We start from the raw sequence: 13,735 nt of genomic DNA on the forward strand, positions 1-13,735 counted from the left end.
TGGTGGGGAGGGGGCAAAATGGAAGAATTTTCCTAAGACATTGATTTATAATGAAATACAAAGAAGTTTCGGCACTTGGCACACCCCTTGCTCTTACTGTTCCCAGACACCGGGGAAACAACGAGATCGCAAGGAAGCCAGCCATGACCGACTTCACCTTTGACAATGGGATGTCCGATCAGCCGGCGACCGGCTATACCAAGTCCGCCGACGGGTTCTTCGCCCGCCCCGCGGGCGGCATGTTCCGGGACCTCTACGAGGATTTCCGGGCCGTGCCGGTGGAAGCCTGGATCATCCTTGCGGTGGCCACCGGTTTGAGCAACCTTTTCATTGCCCTTGCCTGAAGGAGACCTCCACATGGGCATTTTTTCCCGCCTCGGCGACATCGTCAATTCGAACATCAACGCCATCCTGGATCGCGCTGAGGACCCGGAAAAACTGGTCCGGCTGATCATCCAGGAAATGGAGGACACGCTGGTCGAGGTCCGCTCCTCCGCCGTCAAGACGGTGGCGGAGAAGAAGGAGATCGAACGCCGCCTCTCCGAGATCCGCCGCGAGTCGGAAGACTGGCAGCGCAAGGCCGAGTTCGCCCTGTCCAAGGATCGCGAGGATCTGGCCAAGGGCGCGCTGGTCGCCAAGGCCAAGCTGGCCGAGGCCGCCGAACAGATGGCGACCGAGCTGGGCCGCCTGGACAGCGCGCTGGCCAAGACCAACGAGGATATCGGCGCGCTCCAGCTGAAGCTGGCCGATGCCAAGACCCGCGAAAAGACCTTGATTGCGCGGCATAAAACCGCCACCAACCGGTTGAAGGTCCGTACGCAGCTTTACGACGACCGCATCACCGATGCGTTCTCCCGTTTCGAGCAGGTTGAGCGTAATCTCGACGTGCTGGAAGGCAAGTCGGAAGTGCTGGGGATGGGCCGCGCCAAAAGCCTGGACGACGAGATCGCCGAACTGGAAGCCGAATCCAAGGTGGAGTCGGAACTGGCGGCCCTCAAGGCCAAGCTGGCGGGCAAGGATCAGCAGCAGGGATAACTCCCGACCGGGGGCCCCTCGCGGCAGGGAATGCAGGGGGGCCGCCATGGGCTGGGCCTTGGGAAAAGGGGGCAACAATGCCTGAAGGAGTATTCGTCGTCGCCGTCATCTTCATGGTGATCGTGGCGCCCGTCTGGATCATCTTCCACTATGTGACCCGCTGGCGTATCGCCAAGACACTGTCTTCGGATGACGAGCAGATGCTGTCCGACCTGTGGCACTCCGCCAACAAGATGGAAGACCGCATCCGTCAGCTGGAGAAGATCCTGGACGCGGAGGCCCCGGGCTGGAGGGCGAAAGCATGAAGGACCGTCACGGGCCCGGCACACCGCCGCCCTTCCCCGGCCGCGACCAGTACCGGTCGCGCCACGGCCGGGGGTACGCCCCCGGCCGCAGCTGGGAACAGGAATATTTCGGCAAGCGCCCGGACCAGAGCTGGGCCGACTATTTCGGTCTGGGCTCCGAGACCTTCTGCGGCAAGGGCCGTGGCAGCCGCCGGCAGCGGACCGACTGGGCCCATGACCACACCCATCATCATGATGATGGGCGGCACGATACCCACCGGCAGAATGCGGAGGATGAGGCCATGGCCGACCACCACGCTTCCAACACGCGCTACCGGCTGTGGCGCAGCCGCACCGATGCCAAGATCGCCGGCGTGTGCGGTGGTATCGCCGAATATGCCAATGTCGATGCCTGGATCGTGCGCGTCGGCTTCATCCTGGGCTTCTTCTTCTTCCCGCCGGTCGCCTTCTTCGGCTACCTGATCCTCTGGTGGCTGCTGAAGGAACGGCCCGTGGGCCTGTATGAGACGCGCGAGGAAGAGGTGTTCTGGCGCTCCGTCGCCACGAAGCCGGACCAGACCCTGTCGGGCCTGCGCGGCAAGTTCCGCGACCTGGACCGCGACATCGCCAAGCTGGAAGGGTTCATCGCGTCCCGCGAATACGACCTGCACCGGCAGTTCCGCGACCTGGAGAAGAAGTAAGGCGTCCGCGCCCCTTCTTCCCATCCGTCAGGTGACGAGATGAGCCCTTTCATGATCCCCGTCCTGGCCCTGTGCATCCCCATCGTGGCGATCATCGCCAAGAATGTGCGGCGCTGGCACCAGATCGATATCGAGGTGGCGGAGAGCGAGGTCGATCTGCGTCGGCGCTTCCGGGCGCTGGATGATATCGACCGGCGGGTGGCCGGCATCGAACGCTATGTCACCAGCCCCGAATTCGGCCTGAACCGGCAGTTCCGCGACCTGGAACGCCCCTCCTCCTGAACCATCGGCCCCCCTGAGGCGCAGAAGATGTTCAACAGCCCTTTCATCATCCCCGTCGTCGCCCTGATGATCCCCATCGTGGCCATCGTCATGAAGCACCTGACCCAGATGCGGGCCATGCGTGTGGGCGGCCTGTCCGACGGGGCCGCGGCCGAACTGTCCGGCCGCGCCGCACGGCTGGAGGACCGGGTCCTGCAGCTTGAAAAGATCCTGGACGCGGAAGCGCCCGGCTGGCGCAGCCGCGCCTGACGAGAGTACCCGCCGCGCCCTCTCCCGGGCCGGCGGTTCCTGGTGGTCTTCGTTAGACCACCCTTTGTCCCGGGCAGGGGAAGTCCGACCCCCCGCCCGATCATCTCACACCCAAACCTACCCACTGGACGCGCCTGACCGCCCGGCAGCAATGCCGGCAACGGATCGGCGCGTCTTTTTTTTGTTCTTTTTTTGTTCCCTCAGACGCCGGGCGCCGACATCCGTCGGCTTGGCTTACGGCGCACGTGCGCCGGGGCGGCGGTCGCCGGCCTGAAAAGATCGTTGCTGATGATCGTCCTCCCGCTTTCTTGTCGCGGTAGCAATTTTCAGGTGGCGAATAATTTCGTCTGGAATAAAGTAACGTGTAAGAGGAAACGCCAATAAGCGATTAACCATGGCCGCATCACTTGCGTATGCGTCACCGCAATTCCTATATTGCGGTGCGGATAAGGACATTTTGCGCCGCAATAATGTCACTTATTACATGCCAATCCGGCGTTTCGTTGCCTGGATATTGGTTACCAATATCTTAATTTCTGTTTATGGACAAGATATTCTCTCGGCCTTACGGTCTATCACCTTGGCGCGGTTGCGGCGCCTGTCGCCGTTCCTGGCCCTGCTGTTGCTGCTGTCCGCCGTGCTGACCGCCAATGCCCCCGCCTTCGCCCTGGCCTGGGACGGGGATATGGAGCCCCTGTCGCAATACCGTACCTATTGCCAGACCTATGGCGACCGCGATCCCGGCTGCGCCGTCAGCCTGGGGGGCCGGGTGGGCACCCCCATCGGTGTCGACCGGGTGGATGCCGGTCGCGCCACGCTGGGTATGGCGGTGATGATCCACCGGCAGGTCGTGTCCGACCTGGTCTATCGCGAGGATCGCGAGGACCGGTGGGAGGTGCTGGGCACGCCCGGCCGCGGCTGGTCGGGGGATTGCGACGATGTGGTGATGACCACCATCTCCCGGCTGCTGCGCCGCGGCTATCCGCGGTCGGCGCTGCGCGCCACCATCGTGCGCCTGCCCGGCAATGGCGGCCACCACCTGATCCTGTCCGTGCGCCGGCAGGCGGAACGCGGGGTGGAGGAGATTTTCCTGGATGATCGTCATCATCACCCCATGCGCCCTGAACAGCTGGCCGCCGAAGGCTATGTCTTCGTGGCGCAGGAAGTGCCGGGCCGCCGCCATTGGCGCCGTGCCGACAGCCAGCCGGCCCTGCTGATGGCCGAACGGGAGCGGGGGTCTGCAATTCCCGATGCGGCCGATATGCCGGAGACGGGTTCGGCGGCGACCGCCGCCGTCGGCGAGTGAGGCCACGCATCGGTCGCGATCATCGAAACCGGGTTGACAATCATTTGCGAGCGATTATTAAGCACCTACGACGAAAGTCGATATTGCGGCGGCTTTGCCGTGAAAAACGGCATTATCCCTGCTATTGTTAATACAAAATTAACCAAACTGTCCTTTTCAAGGCGTTGCTTGCCTTAAAATTCATCACATCTTCTTCTTTGTCGGCAGGTTGCTGCTTTGTTGAGCAGTCGTCTTGCCCGGTTCCCGTACGGCATCCTTGGTTTCGCACAGGCGCGACCGTGGCACGGTTGTTGCTGAAACCCTGTTTCGTATCAGGGGGATGGGCGACAGCGTGATGGCCAGGGGGCGCCGACCGCATCGTCCATCGGCAGACGCACAGGGTGGACATGGCCAAGAATGCCGTAAGGGTCGCCGTCAGGAACGTCGTCAGGGTGGTGAAGGCACCACCCGCCCTTGCCGCGAAGGCGCGGATGGCGGATCGTCAGGTCCGGCAGCCGGACCGCCCGGCGTGCGCCAATGCGCCGGAACTTCTGTCCGGCGTCTCCTGGGATGAAGGCCGCAAGGTCTGGCTGGTTCATCCCGCTGCCCTGCCGGTCCGCGGATGACGGGCCCACGCGGGCATTCACCAAATAACGGAGGAAGAATGTTGAAGCGGTTGGGTAGTCTCCTGGTCCTCGCAGCAGCCCTGACGGCCTGCAACAAGGAAGAGGCAAGGGAGATCAAGCGCACGGACGTGCCGAACTTCCCCATTTCCGCCGCGGTGCAGGTGCCCGCCGGGTCGGACATGTTCTTCCTGTCCGGCAGCACGCCGCCGGCCATCAACAAGGAAGCCCCCGCCGGCAGCACCGAGGTGTTCGGCGATACCGAAACCCAGACGGTCAATGTCCTGACCCGCATCCAGGAGACGCTGAAGGCCCAGGGCCTGACCATGGGCGACGTCGTCCTGATGCATGTCTATCTGGTCGGCGACCCGGCCAAGGAAGGCAAGATGGATTTCGCCGGCATGATGGCCGGCTATACCAAGTTCTTCGGCACCGCGGAGCAGCCCAACAAACCGGCCCGCTCCACGGTGCAGATCTCCAGCCTGGTCGTGCCCGGCATGCTGGTGGAGATCGAAGTGGTGGCCGCCAAGGCTAAGAAATGACCGGCGGGGCCGGCTGGTGGCACGGGAAAGCCACCAGCCGGCCCTTTCGGTTTTGAACGAACCCCCGAAGGCCTACGGGTAGGGCCGGATGGGGGAACAGGGGCCGGAGGGCCTGCGACCGGAAAACCGGCGCGGGACCGGACCTCGACGAAGCGCCCCGGCAAACGGGGCCGTCAACCGGGAAGAAACGCAACCGAGGAGGAAGGAACCAAACAACCGAGTTGAACAGGGGACTTCTCATGAAGGTAAACAACAGCAAGCCGGCCGCCCGCGCCATCGCGCGAAAGGCCGCCTTCGGCATCCTGTGCACGACCAGCCTGATCCCGCTCGGCTTCGCGGCGCCTGCCGCGGCGCAGGGCCTGGAAATCGAGGAGATCATCGTCACCGGTACGCGCGTCGCCAACCGCACCGCGACCGAAAGCCTGGCGCCCATCGACGTTCTGGGTGCGGGCGATCTGGAAAAGCAGGCCTTCACCGACACCAACGACATCCTGCGTACCCTGGTGCCGTCCTTCAATGTCAGCCGTAACGGCATTTCCGACGGTTCCACCTTCGTGCGTCCGCCGACGCTGCGCGGCCTGCCGCCCGACCAGACCCTGATCCTGGTCAATGGCAAGCGCCGCCACCGTTCGGCCCTGGTGCAGCTGTCCGGCGGTGCGCTGGCCGCCGGCGCCCAGGCGCCCGACCTGTCGCAGATCCCCACCATCGCCATCAAGCAGGTGGAAGTGCTGCGCGACGGTGCCGCCGCCCAGTATGGTTCCGACGCCATCGCCGGCGTGATGAACTTCCAGCTGAAGGACGCATCCGAAGGCGGTTCCGCCACGATCCAGTACGGCTCCACCTATGAGGGCGACGGCGACAATGCCAAGTTCGCCGCCAATGTCGGCCTGCCGCTCGGCCCCAACGGCTTCTTCAACCTGTCGGCCGAATATGGCCAGGGCGACCCGACCAACCGTGGTGTCCAGGACCCGCGCGCGCCGGCCGCCAAGACCGATCTGGCCATGAACTGGGGTGATCCGGACAGCGAATCCACGCGCATTTTCGTGAATTCCGGCATCGACCTGACCGACACGGCCTCCATCTACCTGTTCGGTAACTATGGTGCGTCCAAGGCCAACGGTTCCTTCTACTATCGTCCGCCGACGCTGGACCATGCCGTGAACGGCCCGACCCTGCCGGTCCCGGGTGATCCGAACGGCTTCCGCTTCTCCGAATGGTTCCCCACGGGCTTCACCCCGCGCTTCTATGGCGACGTGAAGGATGCCTCCATCGTCGGCGGCTTCAAGCATGAGCTGGAAAGCGGCCTGACCTACAGCATCGGCGGCTCCTTCGGCCGCAGCCAGATCGATTACGACCTGAAGAACACCGTCAACCCGTCCCTGGGTCCGGCGAGCCCGACCGAGTTCTATGTCGGCCGCCTGGTGCAGGAGGAAGAGAATGTCAACGTCGACCTGTCCTATCCGGTCGATCTGGGCTGGGCCACGCCGCTGAACGTGGCCGTGGGTACGGAATTCCGCCGCGAGCTGTATGAGATCGGCCCCGGCGACACCGCCTCCTACACAGTCGGTCCCTACGCCTCCTTCATCGATTTCCGCACCGGCCTGCCGGCGGCGCTGCCCATCGGCTCCAACGGCTATCCGGGCTTCCGTCCGGAGGATTCGGGCGAATTCAAGCGCGACAACATCGCCTTCTATGTCGATACCGAAGGCTCCATCACCGAGCAGTTCACCATCGGTGCCGCTGCACGGTACGAGGATTTCGACTATTTCGGATCGACCTTCAACTGGAAGGTCAGCGGCCGTTATGACTTCACGGACGCGTTCGCCATCCGCGGTTCGGTCAATACCGGCTTCCGTGCACCCACGCCCGGCCAGTCGCAGACCTCGTCCGTGCAGACCTACTTCCCGGCCGGCAGCTCCAGCCCGGTCGCCCGCGGGACCTATCCGGCCAGCAGCGTCGTCGCCGAATATTTCGGCGCCAGCCCGCTGTCGGAAGAGAAGAGCACGAACTTCGCCGGCGGTATCGTCGCCGACGTCGCCGATATCAATGTCACCATCGATTACTACAATATCAAGGTGAAGGACCGTATCGCGCTGTCGGCCGACTTCAACCCGACGGCGGCCGACCGTATCGCCCTGGCGGCCCTGGGCGTGCCCGGCGCCAACACGCTGGGTGCCGTCAACTACTTCACCAATGCCTTCAATACCCGTACCCAGGGTATCGACTTCGTGTCCAACACCACCGTGCCGGTGGGCGAGGGCAAGATCGATCTGACGGCGGCGTTGAACTACAACAAGACCAAGGTGATCGCGCGCAATCCGGCGGTCATCGATGATACCCGCGTGGCCGACCTGGAGAAGCAGCTGCCGAAGTTCCGCGGCAACTTCACCGCGGTCTATTCGCTGGACGCGTTCTCGATCATGGGTCGCGCCAGCTACTACGACAAGTTCACCGATACGGTCAATTACGCGAAGACCTTCGGGTCGGAATGGCTGTTCGACGCCGAAGTCTCCTACGACTTCTACGAGAATATCGGCCTGGCCGTCGGCGTGCAGAACCTGTTCGACAATTATCCCGACAAGGTCGATGCCTTGGCGGGCGGCGGGTACGCCGTGGGTCAGGTTTATCCCGACACCTCGCCCATGGGGTATAATGGCGGCACCTATTATGTCCGCCTAAGCGTGAAGTTCTAAGCGTTGACGTATGACGCCGGGGGTGGCGGGCCCATCCCCTTGCCCCCGGCGCTTTCAACTTTCCCTGTCATCTCGACTTACACCGCCCCCGGCGATCCCGGGGGCGGTGCTTGCGAGAGCCCTCTAAGTGCCGGCGCCGCCATCCGGCGGCTTGGCTTCACGGCGCATGTGCGCCGCGGCGGCAGTCGCCGCCGGAGCGGTTTCCACCGCTCTCATGCTTCTTCCTTTTGAGGCAATGATGGTATCAACGAACACCATGACCCCGCGTGGCCGCATGACGCGGCGTGAGCTGCTGGCCATGATCGGTACGGCCGCCGGCAGTTCCGTCATGTATCAGGCGGCGACCTCGCTGGGTTATGCGGCGGAGAGCGAGTTCAAGGGCCCGCCCGCCCTGTCCGGCGCGCCCAAGGGCACCTCGGTGCTGATCCTGGGTGCCGGCTGGGCCGGTCTGGTGGCGGCCTATGAGCTGGGCAAGGCCGGTTACAAGGTGCAGGTGCTGGAATACCGGGAAAAGGCCGGCGGGCGCGCCTGGACGCTGCGCGGCGGCGACACCTATACCGAACTGGGCGGGTTCACGCAGAAGGTGGGGTTCGACAAGGACCTGTATCTCAATCCCGGTCCCTGGCGCGTGCCCTACCATCATCGCGGCGTGATGCATTATTATCACGAGCTGGGCGTGAAGCTGGAGCCGTTCTTCCAGATCAACTACAACGCCTATGTCCATTCCAAGGACGCGTTCGGCGGCAAGCCGCAGCGCTATCGCCATGTCCTGGCCGATTTCAACGGCCATGTCGCCGAGCTGCTGTCCAAGCTGGGCCACAAGGGTGGCCTGGACGCCTATGTCAGCAAGGAAGACCAGGAAAAGCTGCTGGCGGCGATGCAGGACTGGGGCGCGCTGGACGATAATTACGCCTACAAGGCCAGTGCCGACACCTCCAACCGTCGCGGCTTCGAAAAGGATCCCGGCGGCGGCCTATCGGGGGAGCCGGTCTTCTCCAAGCCCATCGAATTCTCCCAGCTGTTGCAGTCGGGCCTGTGGCGGGCCATCGGCACCGGCTCGGGATATGAGTTCCAGACGGCCCTGTTCCAGCCGGAAGGCGGCATGGATGCCGGCCCCCTGGCCCTGGCCGCCAAGGTGAAGGACAAGATCACCTTCAACGCCAAGGTCACCGAGATCCAGCAGGATACCGGTGGCGTCACCGTCACCTATGTCGATGCCAAAAGCGGTGGGGCGCCAAAGATCGCCAAGGCCGACTGGTGCCTCTGCACCATCCCCGCCTCCATCCTGTCGCAGATCAAGAAGAACGTGTCGTCCGACATGGACGCGGCCATCAACGCCCTGCCGTATGAGGCGGCGTTCAAGGTGGGTTTGCAGTTCAAGCGCCGCTTCTGGGAACAGGATGAGGAGATCTATGGCGGTATCACCTATACCGACCTGCCCATCTCCGTGATCTCCTATCCCAGCAGCCATTACGGCTCCAAGGGCAAGGGCGTGCTGCTGGGCGCCTATCCCTGGGGCCCGTTCGCCTATGAATTCGCCTCCATGGCGCCGGAGGAGCGGGTGCGCAAATGCGTGGAATTCGGCGCGCAGATCCATCCGCAATATCTGAAGGAATTCGATAACGGCGTGGCCGTGGCCTGGCACCGCGTGCCCTGGACGCTGGGCTGCTTCGGCGCCTGGACGGAAGCCAAGCGGGCGGAGCATTACAAGAACCTCTGCCAGATCGACGGGCGCATCCTGCTGGCGGGTGAGCATGTCTCCTACCTGCCGGCCTGGCAGGAAGGGGCGGTGCTGTCCTCGCTGGACGCCATCACCCGCCTGCACCAGCGTGTCACCGCGAAATGACCCCTTCCGGGAGAGACTTGATGCGCAACCGCATCCTTACCGCCGTCCTGTCGCTGGCCCTGTGCGGGCTGGCGGCCCCCGCCGGTGCCCAGCGTACCGACGCCCAGACCAGCGACTTCGCCGATGCCCGGTCCTTCCCCTACAAGAATGGGGAGCAGCTGTACCATGCCATCTGCCAGGGCTGTCACATGCCCGACGGCAAGGGGGCGACGGGTGCTGGAACCTATCCGGCCCTGGCCGCCAATCCCAACCTGGAGGCCGGGGCCTATCCCATCCACATGATCGTCAACGGCCAGAAGGCCATGCCCTCCTTCCACTATCTGTCCGACGAACAGGTGGTGGCTGTGGTGAATTATGTCCGCACCCATTTCGGCAACGATTATAAGGACCCGGTGACCGTCGAGGATGTGAAGGGGATGCGGCAGTAATCATGTCTGAGGAACCGATCCTGCGCCTGGCAACATTGGCCGACCGGCCGGCGCTGGAGACGCTGCTGGAACGCTCGGTGCGGAGCTTGAGCCGGGATCATTACAGCCCTGGCCAGATCGATGCCGCCCTGAAGGCCATTTTCGGCATCGACGGCACCCTGATCGCCGACGGCACCTATTTCGCGGTGCTGGTTGGCGACCAATATGCGGCCTGCGGCGGCTGGAGCCGGCGGCGCACCCTGTTCGGTGGCGATCAGGCGGCAGGCCGGTCGGCCGACCTGCTGGACCCCGCCACCGACGCCGCCAAGATCCGCGCCTTCTTCGTCGATCCGGCCTTCGCCCGGCGGGGCATCGCCAGCCTGATGATGCGGGCGGCCGAACAGGCGGCCCTGGCCGAAGGATTCACCAGCCTGGAGCTGATGGCCACCCTGCCCGGCGTGCCGCTCTACACGGCGCTGGGTTTCATCGCCACCGGCACCCATGACGTGCATCTGGCCGATGGCAGCACCATCCCCTTCGTGCCGATGCGCAAACAGATCGGTTGATCTAACGCCTTTCCAAGCCGTCGCGGATCGCCCACCCTGCCGATAATAACGGTTAGGGAGCGTTCCATGACGGATGATATCGGGGTGACGGCACGCCGGCTGATGCGTGCCTGTGCGCAGGCGACGCTGGCCACCCTCGGCCGGCCGGGCGGCGATGGCGCGGGCTTTCCTTCCCCGTCGCTGGTCCTGACCGGTTTCGCCCTGGATGGCAGCCCCTTGCTGCTGATCTCCGCCCTGGCCGAGCATACGAAGAACCTGGAGGCCGATCCGCGCTGTGGCTTGCTGTTCGATGGCACGGCGGGCCATGCCGACCGGCTGACAGGGCCGCGCCTGTCGGTGCAGGGGCGGGCGCTGCGCGACGATGACCCCGGCCTGCGACAGCGTTTCATCGCCCGCCATCCGTCGGCCGCGGCCTATGCCGGCTTCGGCGATTTCTCCCTGTGGCGGGTGGAAGTGCTGCGTGGGCACATGGTCGCGGGGTTCGGGCGCATCCATGGGTTGGCGGCGGACGCGTTGCGTCTGGATGGTGCCGACTGGACGGAACTGGCGGCCCGGCAGGATGACATTATCGGCCATATGAATGACGACCATGCCGATGCCGTGTCGCTCTATGCCACCAAATTACTGGGTCAGCCGGCGTGTGGCTGGCGCCTGACGGGCATCGATCCCGATGGCTGCGACCTGCGGGCGGGCGAACTGTCGGCCAGGCTGGATTTCGGTGGCCGCGTGCGTGATGCCGACATGGCGCGGGCGGAGCTGGTGCGGCTGGTGGGGGTGGCGCGGCGGACGTGAACTGTCCGTTTCCGGACGGGACTGTTCGCCGCCGGACAGTACAGTCGTTTGTAATGAAACTCTAACGAATTGAAATTATTGAATTCTTCAACTGGCATGGTGGCTGCTTCAGTGGGGTATCCAATCGCGATCCCGGAGAGAGACGCCATGCACCGCCGCCATTTCATCGCCGCTGCCCTGGCCAGCCTGACCGTTCCCGCCCTGGCCCAGGTCCCGGCGGACGTACCCCTGGACAAGGCCGAACGCCAGGCGGTGCTGCGCGGCCTGGCCGACAGCCTGGAACAGAGCTTCGTCTTCCCCGAGGTCGGCGCCCGTTATGCCGCGATGCTGCGCGCCAAGGCCGACAACGATGCCTATGCCGCCCTGACCGATCCCACCACCTTCGGGGAGAAGGTGACGGCGGACCTGCAGGCGGTCAGCGCCGACGGGCATCTGCGGCTGGCACCGGAGGCGGCGTTCCGCACCCGTACGCCCCGGCCGCAGCCCGCCGACATGCCGGTCAGCGCCAAGCCCAACGGTCCGCAAGGGCTGGAGGAGACGAAGATGATCGGCGACGTCGCTTATCTGCGCTTCAACGGCTTCTTCGGGGAGGACAAGGTCGTGGATGCGGCGCGGCGCTTCCTGCTGGATAATGCCGGCACGGCCAGGGCGGTGATCATCGATGCCCGCCCGCATCGTGGCGGCGGGCTGGCGGAGATGGATGCCATCCTGCCCCTGCTCTATGCCCAGCCGACGGTGCTGGTGCGCATGGATACCCGCGCCTCGGCCTTTGCCGACGGCGCTCCCAATCCGCCATCGCTGGTGGCGCGCGAGGCACCGGCGACCATCATCCGCCAGGACCATACCGTCACCCCGGACAAGGGCGAGACACGGCTGCAATCGGTGCCGGTCTATTACCTGACGTCACGACGCAGCGCGTCGGCGGCCGAACATCTGGCCCTGTCCTTCAAGCGCACCAAGCGTGCCACCCTGATCGGGGAGAAGACCTATGGCGCCGGCCACTTCGGCGGGGTGGAGGCGATCGGCAAGCGCTTCGCCGCCTTCATCCCCGTGGGCCGCACCTATGATCCGGAAACCGACTGGGGCTGGGAAGGCCAGGGCGTGACCCCCGATATCGCCACCGGCGCCGACGAGGCGTTGGCCAAGGCGCTGGAACTGGCTTCCAAGGCGGGTGCGCATCCGGCGTAACACTGTCTTGCGCCTCCCAGGCGCCGGGCGCCGCCATCCGGTGGCTCGGGCTTGCGCGACCATGTGGTCGCGGGCCGGCGGTCGCCGGCCTCCAACGGCACGAGTGAAAACTCATGCCGTTGGCGTTGAGGGCCGGTGGGTCTACTCTCCCCCCAGCCCTTCACGCCCCGGACCCGCCGATGCGCCTGCTTCGCCTTCTCTTGCCCTTGCTTTGCCTGCTGGCCCTGCCAGCCATGGCCCAGGACCGCCCGCCGGCCCGATGCCAGTCGCCGGAGGAAACGGAGACGGTGGCAGCCCTGGCCCGCGAGGGCATTGCCGAGCCGAAACTGGCCCTGAAGGGAGCCGGCCGGTCGGCGGCGGCGCAGGGCGGGGAATGGCTGGTCGTCGCCTGGCGTCCCTGCCTGGACCCGGCGGCGGAACCGGAAGCGGGTGTGCCCACCCGTGTCACCCTCTATCACCGCGCCGACAGGGCCAAGCCGAAGCAGGTCGCCGCCATCGACCTGCCGGCGGTGCAGCTGTATGTCAGCCCGGTCGATGATCCGGTGGTGGAGACGCCCTGGGGGCCGCTCTTGCTGGTGGAGGCATCGACGGGCGGCAGCTGCATGGGGTGCGAGAAGCTGGTGCCGCTGTTGCTGTCGGACGGCCGCCTGCTGTCTGTGGAGCCCGCCGACGCCCGCGTGGCCCTGCGCGAGGTGACCTCATCGGCGCCCGACATCATCGTCACCGGCTATCTGTCCACCTTCGAAGGCTACCGGCCGCTGTGCAACGCCTGTTCGCCATCGACCACCCTGCATCTGCGGCTGGAAAAGGACCGGCTGGTGGAGGCGTGCGACCGGTTCCGCGACGATTATGCCAATGACGCCCTGGCGGCGGGTGAGGAACTGGCGATGCTGGCGGCCGATCCGCCGGGGCCGGAGACGGCGACGGACCTGTTCTCCGGTGCCATCGCCCGGCTTCTGGACCGGCTGAATACCGGCGAGGGGGCGGGGGCCGTGCTGCCCGACCTGCTGTCCGTGGCCGACAAGGCCGGCACCATGGCCGATGCCCGTCTGGCCGGCGATATCGGCCGCGCGGCGCGGGCGTTGGCGGCGGAGGTGGAGGCGGCCGCCAAGGCGGGCCGGCTGAACCGCGCCTGCCCGGCCCTGGGTGTGAACCGTCCCGCCGGTTGACATCACCCCATGTCATTTGCGTGACCTGGGGCCCTGCGGCACCTTGCTGTTTGTCCCGGCGGCTCCGTGTGGG

The 13,735-nt window shown here is 65.2% G+C and carries 16 protein-coding genes; all 16 read left to right on the plus strand.

The window, feature by feature from the left end; genetic code table 11:
- Nucleotides 1-143 precede the first annotated feature (143 nt).
- The 16 genes from ACM9HJ_RS07345 (at nt 144) to ACM9HJ_RS07420 (ending at nt 13,662) form a co-directional block, all read left to right on the plus strand.
- Entirely contained in the window at nt 144-344 is a 201-nt protein-coding gene (locus ACM9HJ_RS07345; protein ID WP_094455683.1) for a hypothetical protein, read from the plus strand.
- Between the two features lie 13 nt (nt 345-357).
- Nucleotides 358-1,035, plus strand: coding sequence for a phage shock protein PspA (gene pspA, locus ACM9HJ_RS07350; protein ID WP_416571059.1), 678 nt, complete (start codon nt 358-360; stop codon nt 1,033-1,035).
- A 77-nt stretch (nt 1,036-1,112) separates the two neighbouring features.
- Nucleotides 1,113-1,340 (plus strand): envelope stress response membrane protein PspB, encoded by a 228-nt coding sequence (gene pspB, locus ACM9HJ_RS07355; RefSeq protein ID WP_416571060.1) that lies wholly within the window; start codon nt 1,113-1,115, stop codon nt 1,338-1,340.
- Complete coding sequence (gene pspC / locus ACM9HJ_RS07360; protein WP_416571061.1) at nt 1,337-2,020, plus strand: envelope stress response membrane protein PspC; 684 nt, start codon at nt 1,337-1,339, stop codon at nt 2,018-2,020. The genes pspB and pspC overlap by 4 nt, the downstream gene beginning before the upstream one ends.
- Nucleotides 2,021-2,059: 39 nt before the next feature.
- On the plus strand, nt 2,060-2,302 hold the full coding sequence (locus ACM9HJ_RS07365; protein ID WP_416571062.1) for a hypothetical protein: 243 nt from the start codon (nt 2,060-2,062) through the stop codon (nt 2,300-2,302).
- Nucleotides 2,303-2,329: 27 nt separating this feature from the next.
- Nucleotides 2,330-2,551, plus strand: a complete 222-nt coding sequence (locus ACM9HJ_RS07370; RefSeq protein WP_416571063.1) for an envelope stress response membrane protein PspB — start codon at nt 2,330-2,332, stop codon at nt 2,549-2,551.
- 580 nt (nt 2,552-3,131) lie between these two features.
- Nucleotides 3,132-3,857: a transglutaminase-like cysteine peptidase gene (locus ACM9HJ_RS07375; protein ID WP_416571064.1), complete on the plus strand. Its 726-nt coding sequence runs from the start codon at nt 3,132-3,134 to the stop codon at nt 3,855-3,857.
- 386 nt (nt 3,858-4,243) lie between these two features.
- Nucleotides 4,244-4,462, plus strand: a complete 219-nt coding sequence (locus ACM9HJ_RS07380; RefSeq protein ID WP_416571065.1) for a hypothetical protein — start codon at nt 4,244-4,246, stop codon at nt 4,460-4,462.
- A gap of 38 nt (nt 4,463-4,500) precedes the next feature.
- Complete coding sequence (locus ACM9HJ_RS07385; protein ID WP_416571066.1) at nt 4,501-5,001, plus strand: RidA family protein; 501 nt, start codon at nt 4,501-4,503, stop codon at nt 4,999-5,001.
- A 239-nt stretch (nt 5,002-5,240) separates the two neighbouring features.
- Nucleotides 5,241-7,694 (plus strand): TonB-dependent receptor plug domain-containing protein, encoded by a 2,454-nt coding sequence (locus tag ACM9HJ_RS07390; protein ID WP_416571067.1) that lies wholly within the window; start codon nt 5,241-5,243, stop codon nt 7,692-7,694.
- Between the two features lie 256 nt (nt 7,695-7,950).
- The gene (locus tag ACM9HJ_RS07395; protein WP_416571068.1) at nt 7,951-9,540 is read left to right on the plus strand and encodes a flavin monoamine oxidase family protein; all 1,590 of its coding nucleotides are present in this window, start codon (nt 7,951-7,953) and stop codon (nt 9,538-9,540) included.
- Between the two features lie 20 nt (nt 9,541-9,560).
- Entirely contained in the window at nt 9,561-9,968 is a 408-nt protein-coding gene (locus ACM9HJ_RS07400) for a c-type cytochrome (protein ID WP_416571069.1), read from the plus strand.
- Nucleotides 9,969-9,970: 2 nt separating this feature from the next.
- Nucleotides 9,971-10,513: a GNAT family N-acetyltransferase gene (locus tag ACM9HJ_RS07405; RefSeq protein WP_416571070.1), complete on the plus strand. Its 543-nt coding sequence runs from the start codon at nt 9,971-9,973 to the stop codon at nt 10,511-10,513.
- A gap of 66 nt (nt 10,514-10,579) precedes the next feature.
- Nucleotides 10,580-11,305 (plus strand): HugZ family protein, encoded by a 726-nt coding sequence (locus tag ACM9HJ_RS07410; RefSeq protein ID WP_416571071.1) that lies wholly within the window; start codon nt 10,580-10,582, stop codon nt 11,303-11,305.
- A 147-nt stretch (nt 11,306-11,452) separates the two neighbouring features.
- Nucleotides 11,453-12,493, plus strand: a complete 1,041-nt coding sequence (locus ACM9HJ_RS07415; protein ID WP_416571072.1) for a S41 family peptidase — start codon at nt 11,453-11,455, stop codon at nt 12,491-12,493.
- Between the two features lie 179 nt (nt 12,494-12,672).
- A complete protein-coding gene (locus ACM9HJ_RS07420) occupies nt 12,673-13,662 on the plus strand; it encodes a hypothetical protein (RefSeq protein WP_416571073.1) in 990 nt (329 codons plus the stop codon).
- Nucleotides 13,663-13,735: the final 73 nt, after the last annotated feature.

The organism is Niveispirillum sp. KHB5.9, assembly GCF_048066115.1.
Classification (GTDB): domain Bacteria; phylum Pseudomonadota; class Alphaproteobacteria; order Azospirillales; family Azospirillaceae; genus Niveispirillum.

Coding starts and splice junctions, on each gene's coding strand:
- ACM9HJ_RS07345 (WP_094455683.1), top strand. CDS start 144: ATGACCGACTTCACCTTTGACAATGGGATGTCCGATCAGCCGGCGACC.
- pspA (WP_416571059.1), top strand. CDS start 358: ATGGGCATTTTTTCCCGCCTCGGCGACATCGTCAATTCGAACATCAAC.
- pspB (WP_416571060.1), top strand. CDS start 1,113: ATGCCTGAAGGAGTATTCGTCGTCGCCGTCATCTTCATGGTGATCGTG.
- pspC (WP_416571061.1), top strand. CDS start 1,337: ATGAAGGACCGTCACGGGCCCGGCACACCGCCGCCCTTCCCCGGCCGC.
- ACM9HJ_RS07365 (WP_416571062.1), top strand. CDS start 2,060: ATGAGCCCTTTCATGATCCCCGTCCTGGCCCTGTGCATCCCCATCGTG.
- ACM9HJ_RS07370 (WP_416571063.1), top strand. CDS start 2,330: ATGTTCAACAGCCCTTTCATCATCCCCGTCGTCGCCCTGATGATCCCC.
- ACM9HJ_RS07380 (WP_416571065.1), top strand. CDS start 4,244: ATGGCCAAGAATGCCGTAAGGGTCGCCGTCAGGAACGTCGTCAGGGTG.
- ACM9HJ_RS07385 (WP_416571066.1), top strand. CDS start 4,501: ATGTTGAAGCGGTTGGGTAGTCTCCTGGTCCTCGCAGCAGCCCTGACG.
- ACM9HJ_RS07390 (WP_416571067.1), top strand. CDS start 5,241: ATGAAGGTAAACAACAGCAAGCCGGCCGCCCGCGCCATCGCGCGAAAG.
- ACM9HJ_RS07395 (WP_416571068.1), top strand. CDS start 7,951: ATGACCCCGCGTGGCCGCATGACGCGGCGTGAGCTGCTGGCCATGATC.
- ACM9HJ_RS07400 (WP_416571069.1), top strand. CDS start 9,561: ATGCGCAACCGCATCCTTACCGCCGTCCTGTCGCTGGCCCTGTGCGGG.
- ACM9HJ_RS07405 (WP_416571070.1), top strand. CDS start 9,971: ATGTCTGAGGAACCGATCCTGCGCCTGGCAACATTGGCCGACCGGCCG.
- ACM9HJ_RS07410 (WP_416571071.1), top strand. CDS start 10,580: ATGACGGATGATATCGGGGTGACGGCACGCCGGCTGATGCGTGCCTGT.
- ACM9HJ_RS07415 (WP_416571072.1), top strand. CDS start 11,453: ATGCACCGCCGCCATTTCATCGCCGCTGCCCTGGCCAGCCTGACCGTT.
- ACM9HJ_RS07420 (WP_416571073.1), top strand. CDS start 12,673: ATGCGCCTGCTTCGCCTTCTCTTGCCCTTGCTTTGCCTGCTGGCCCTG.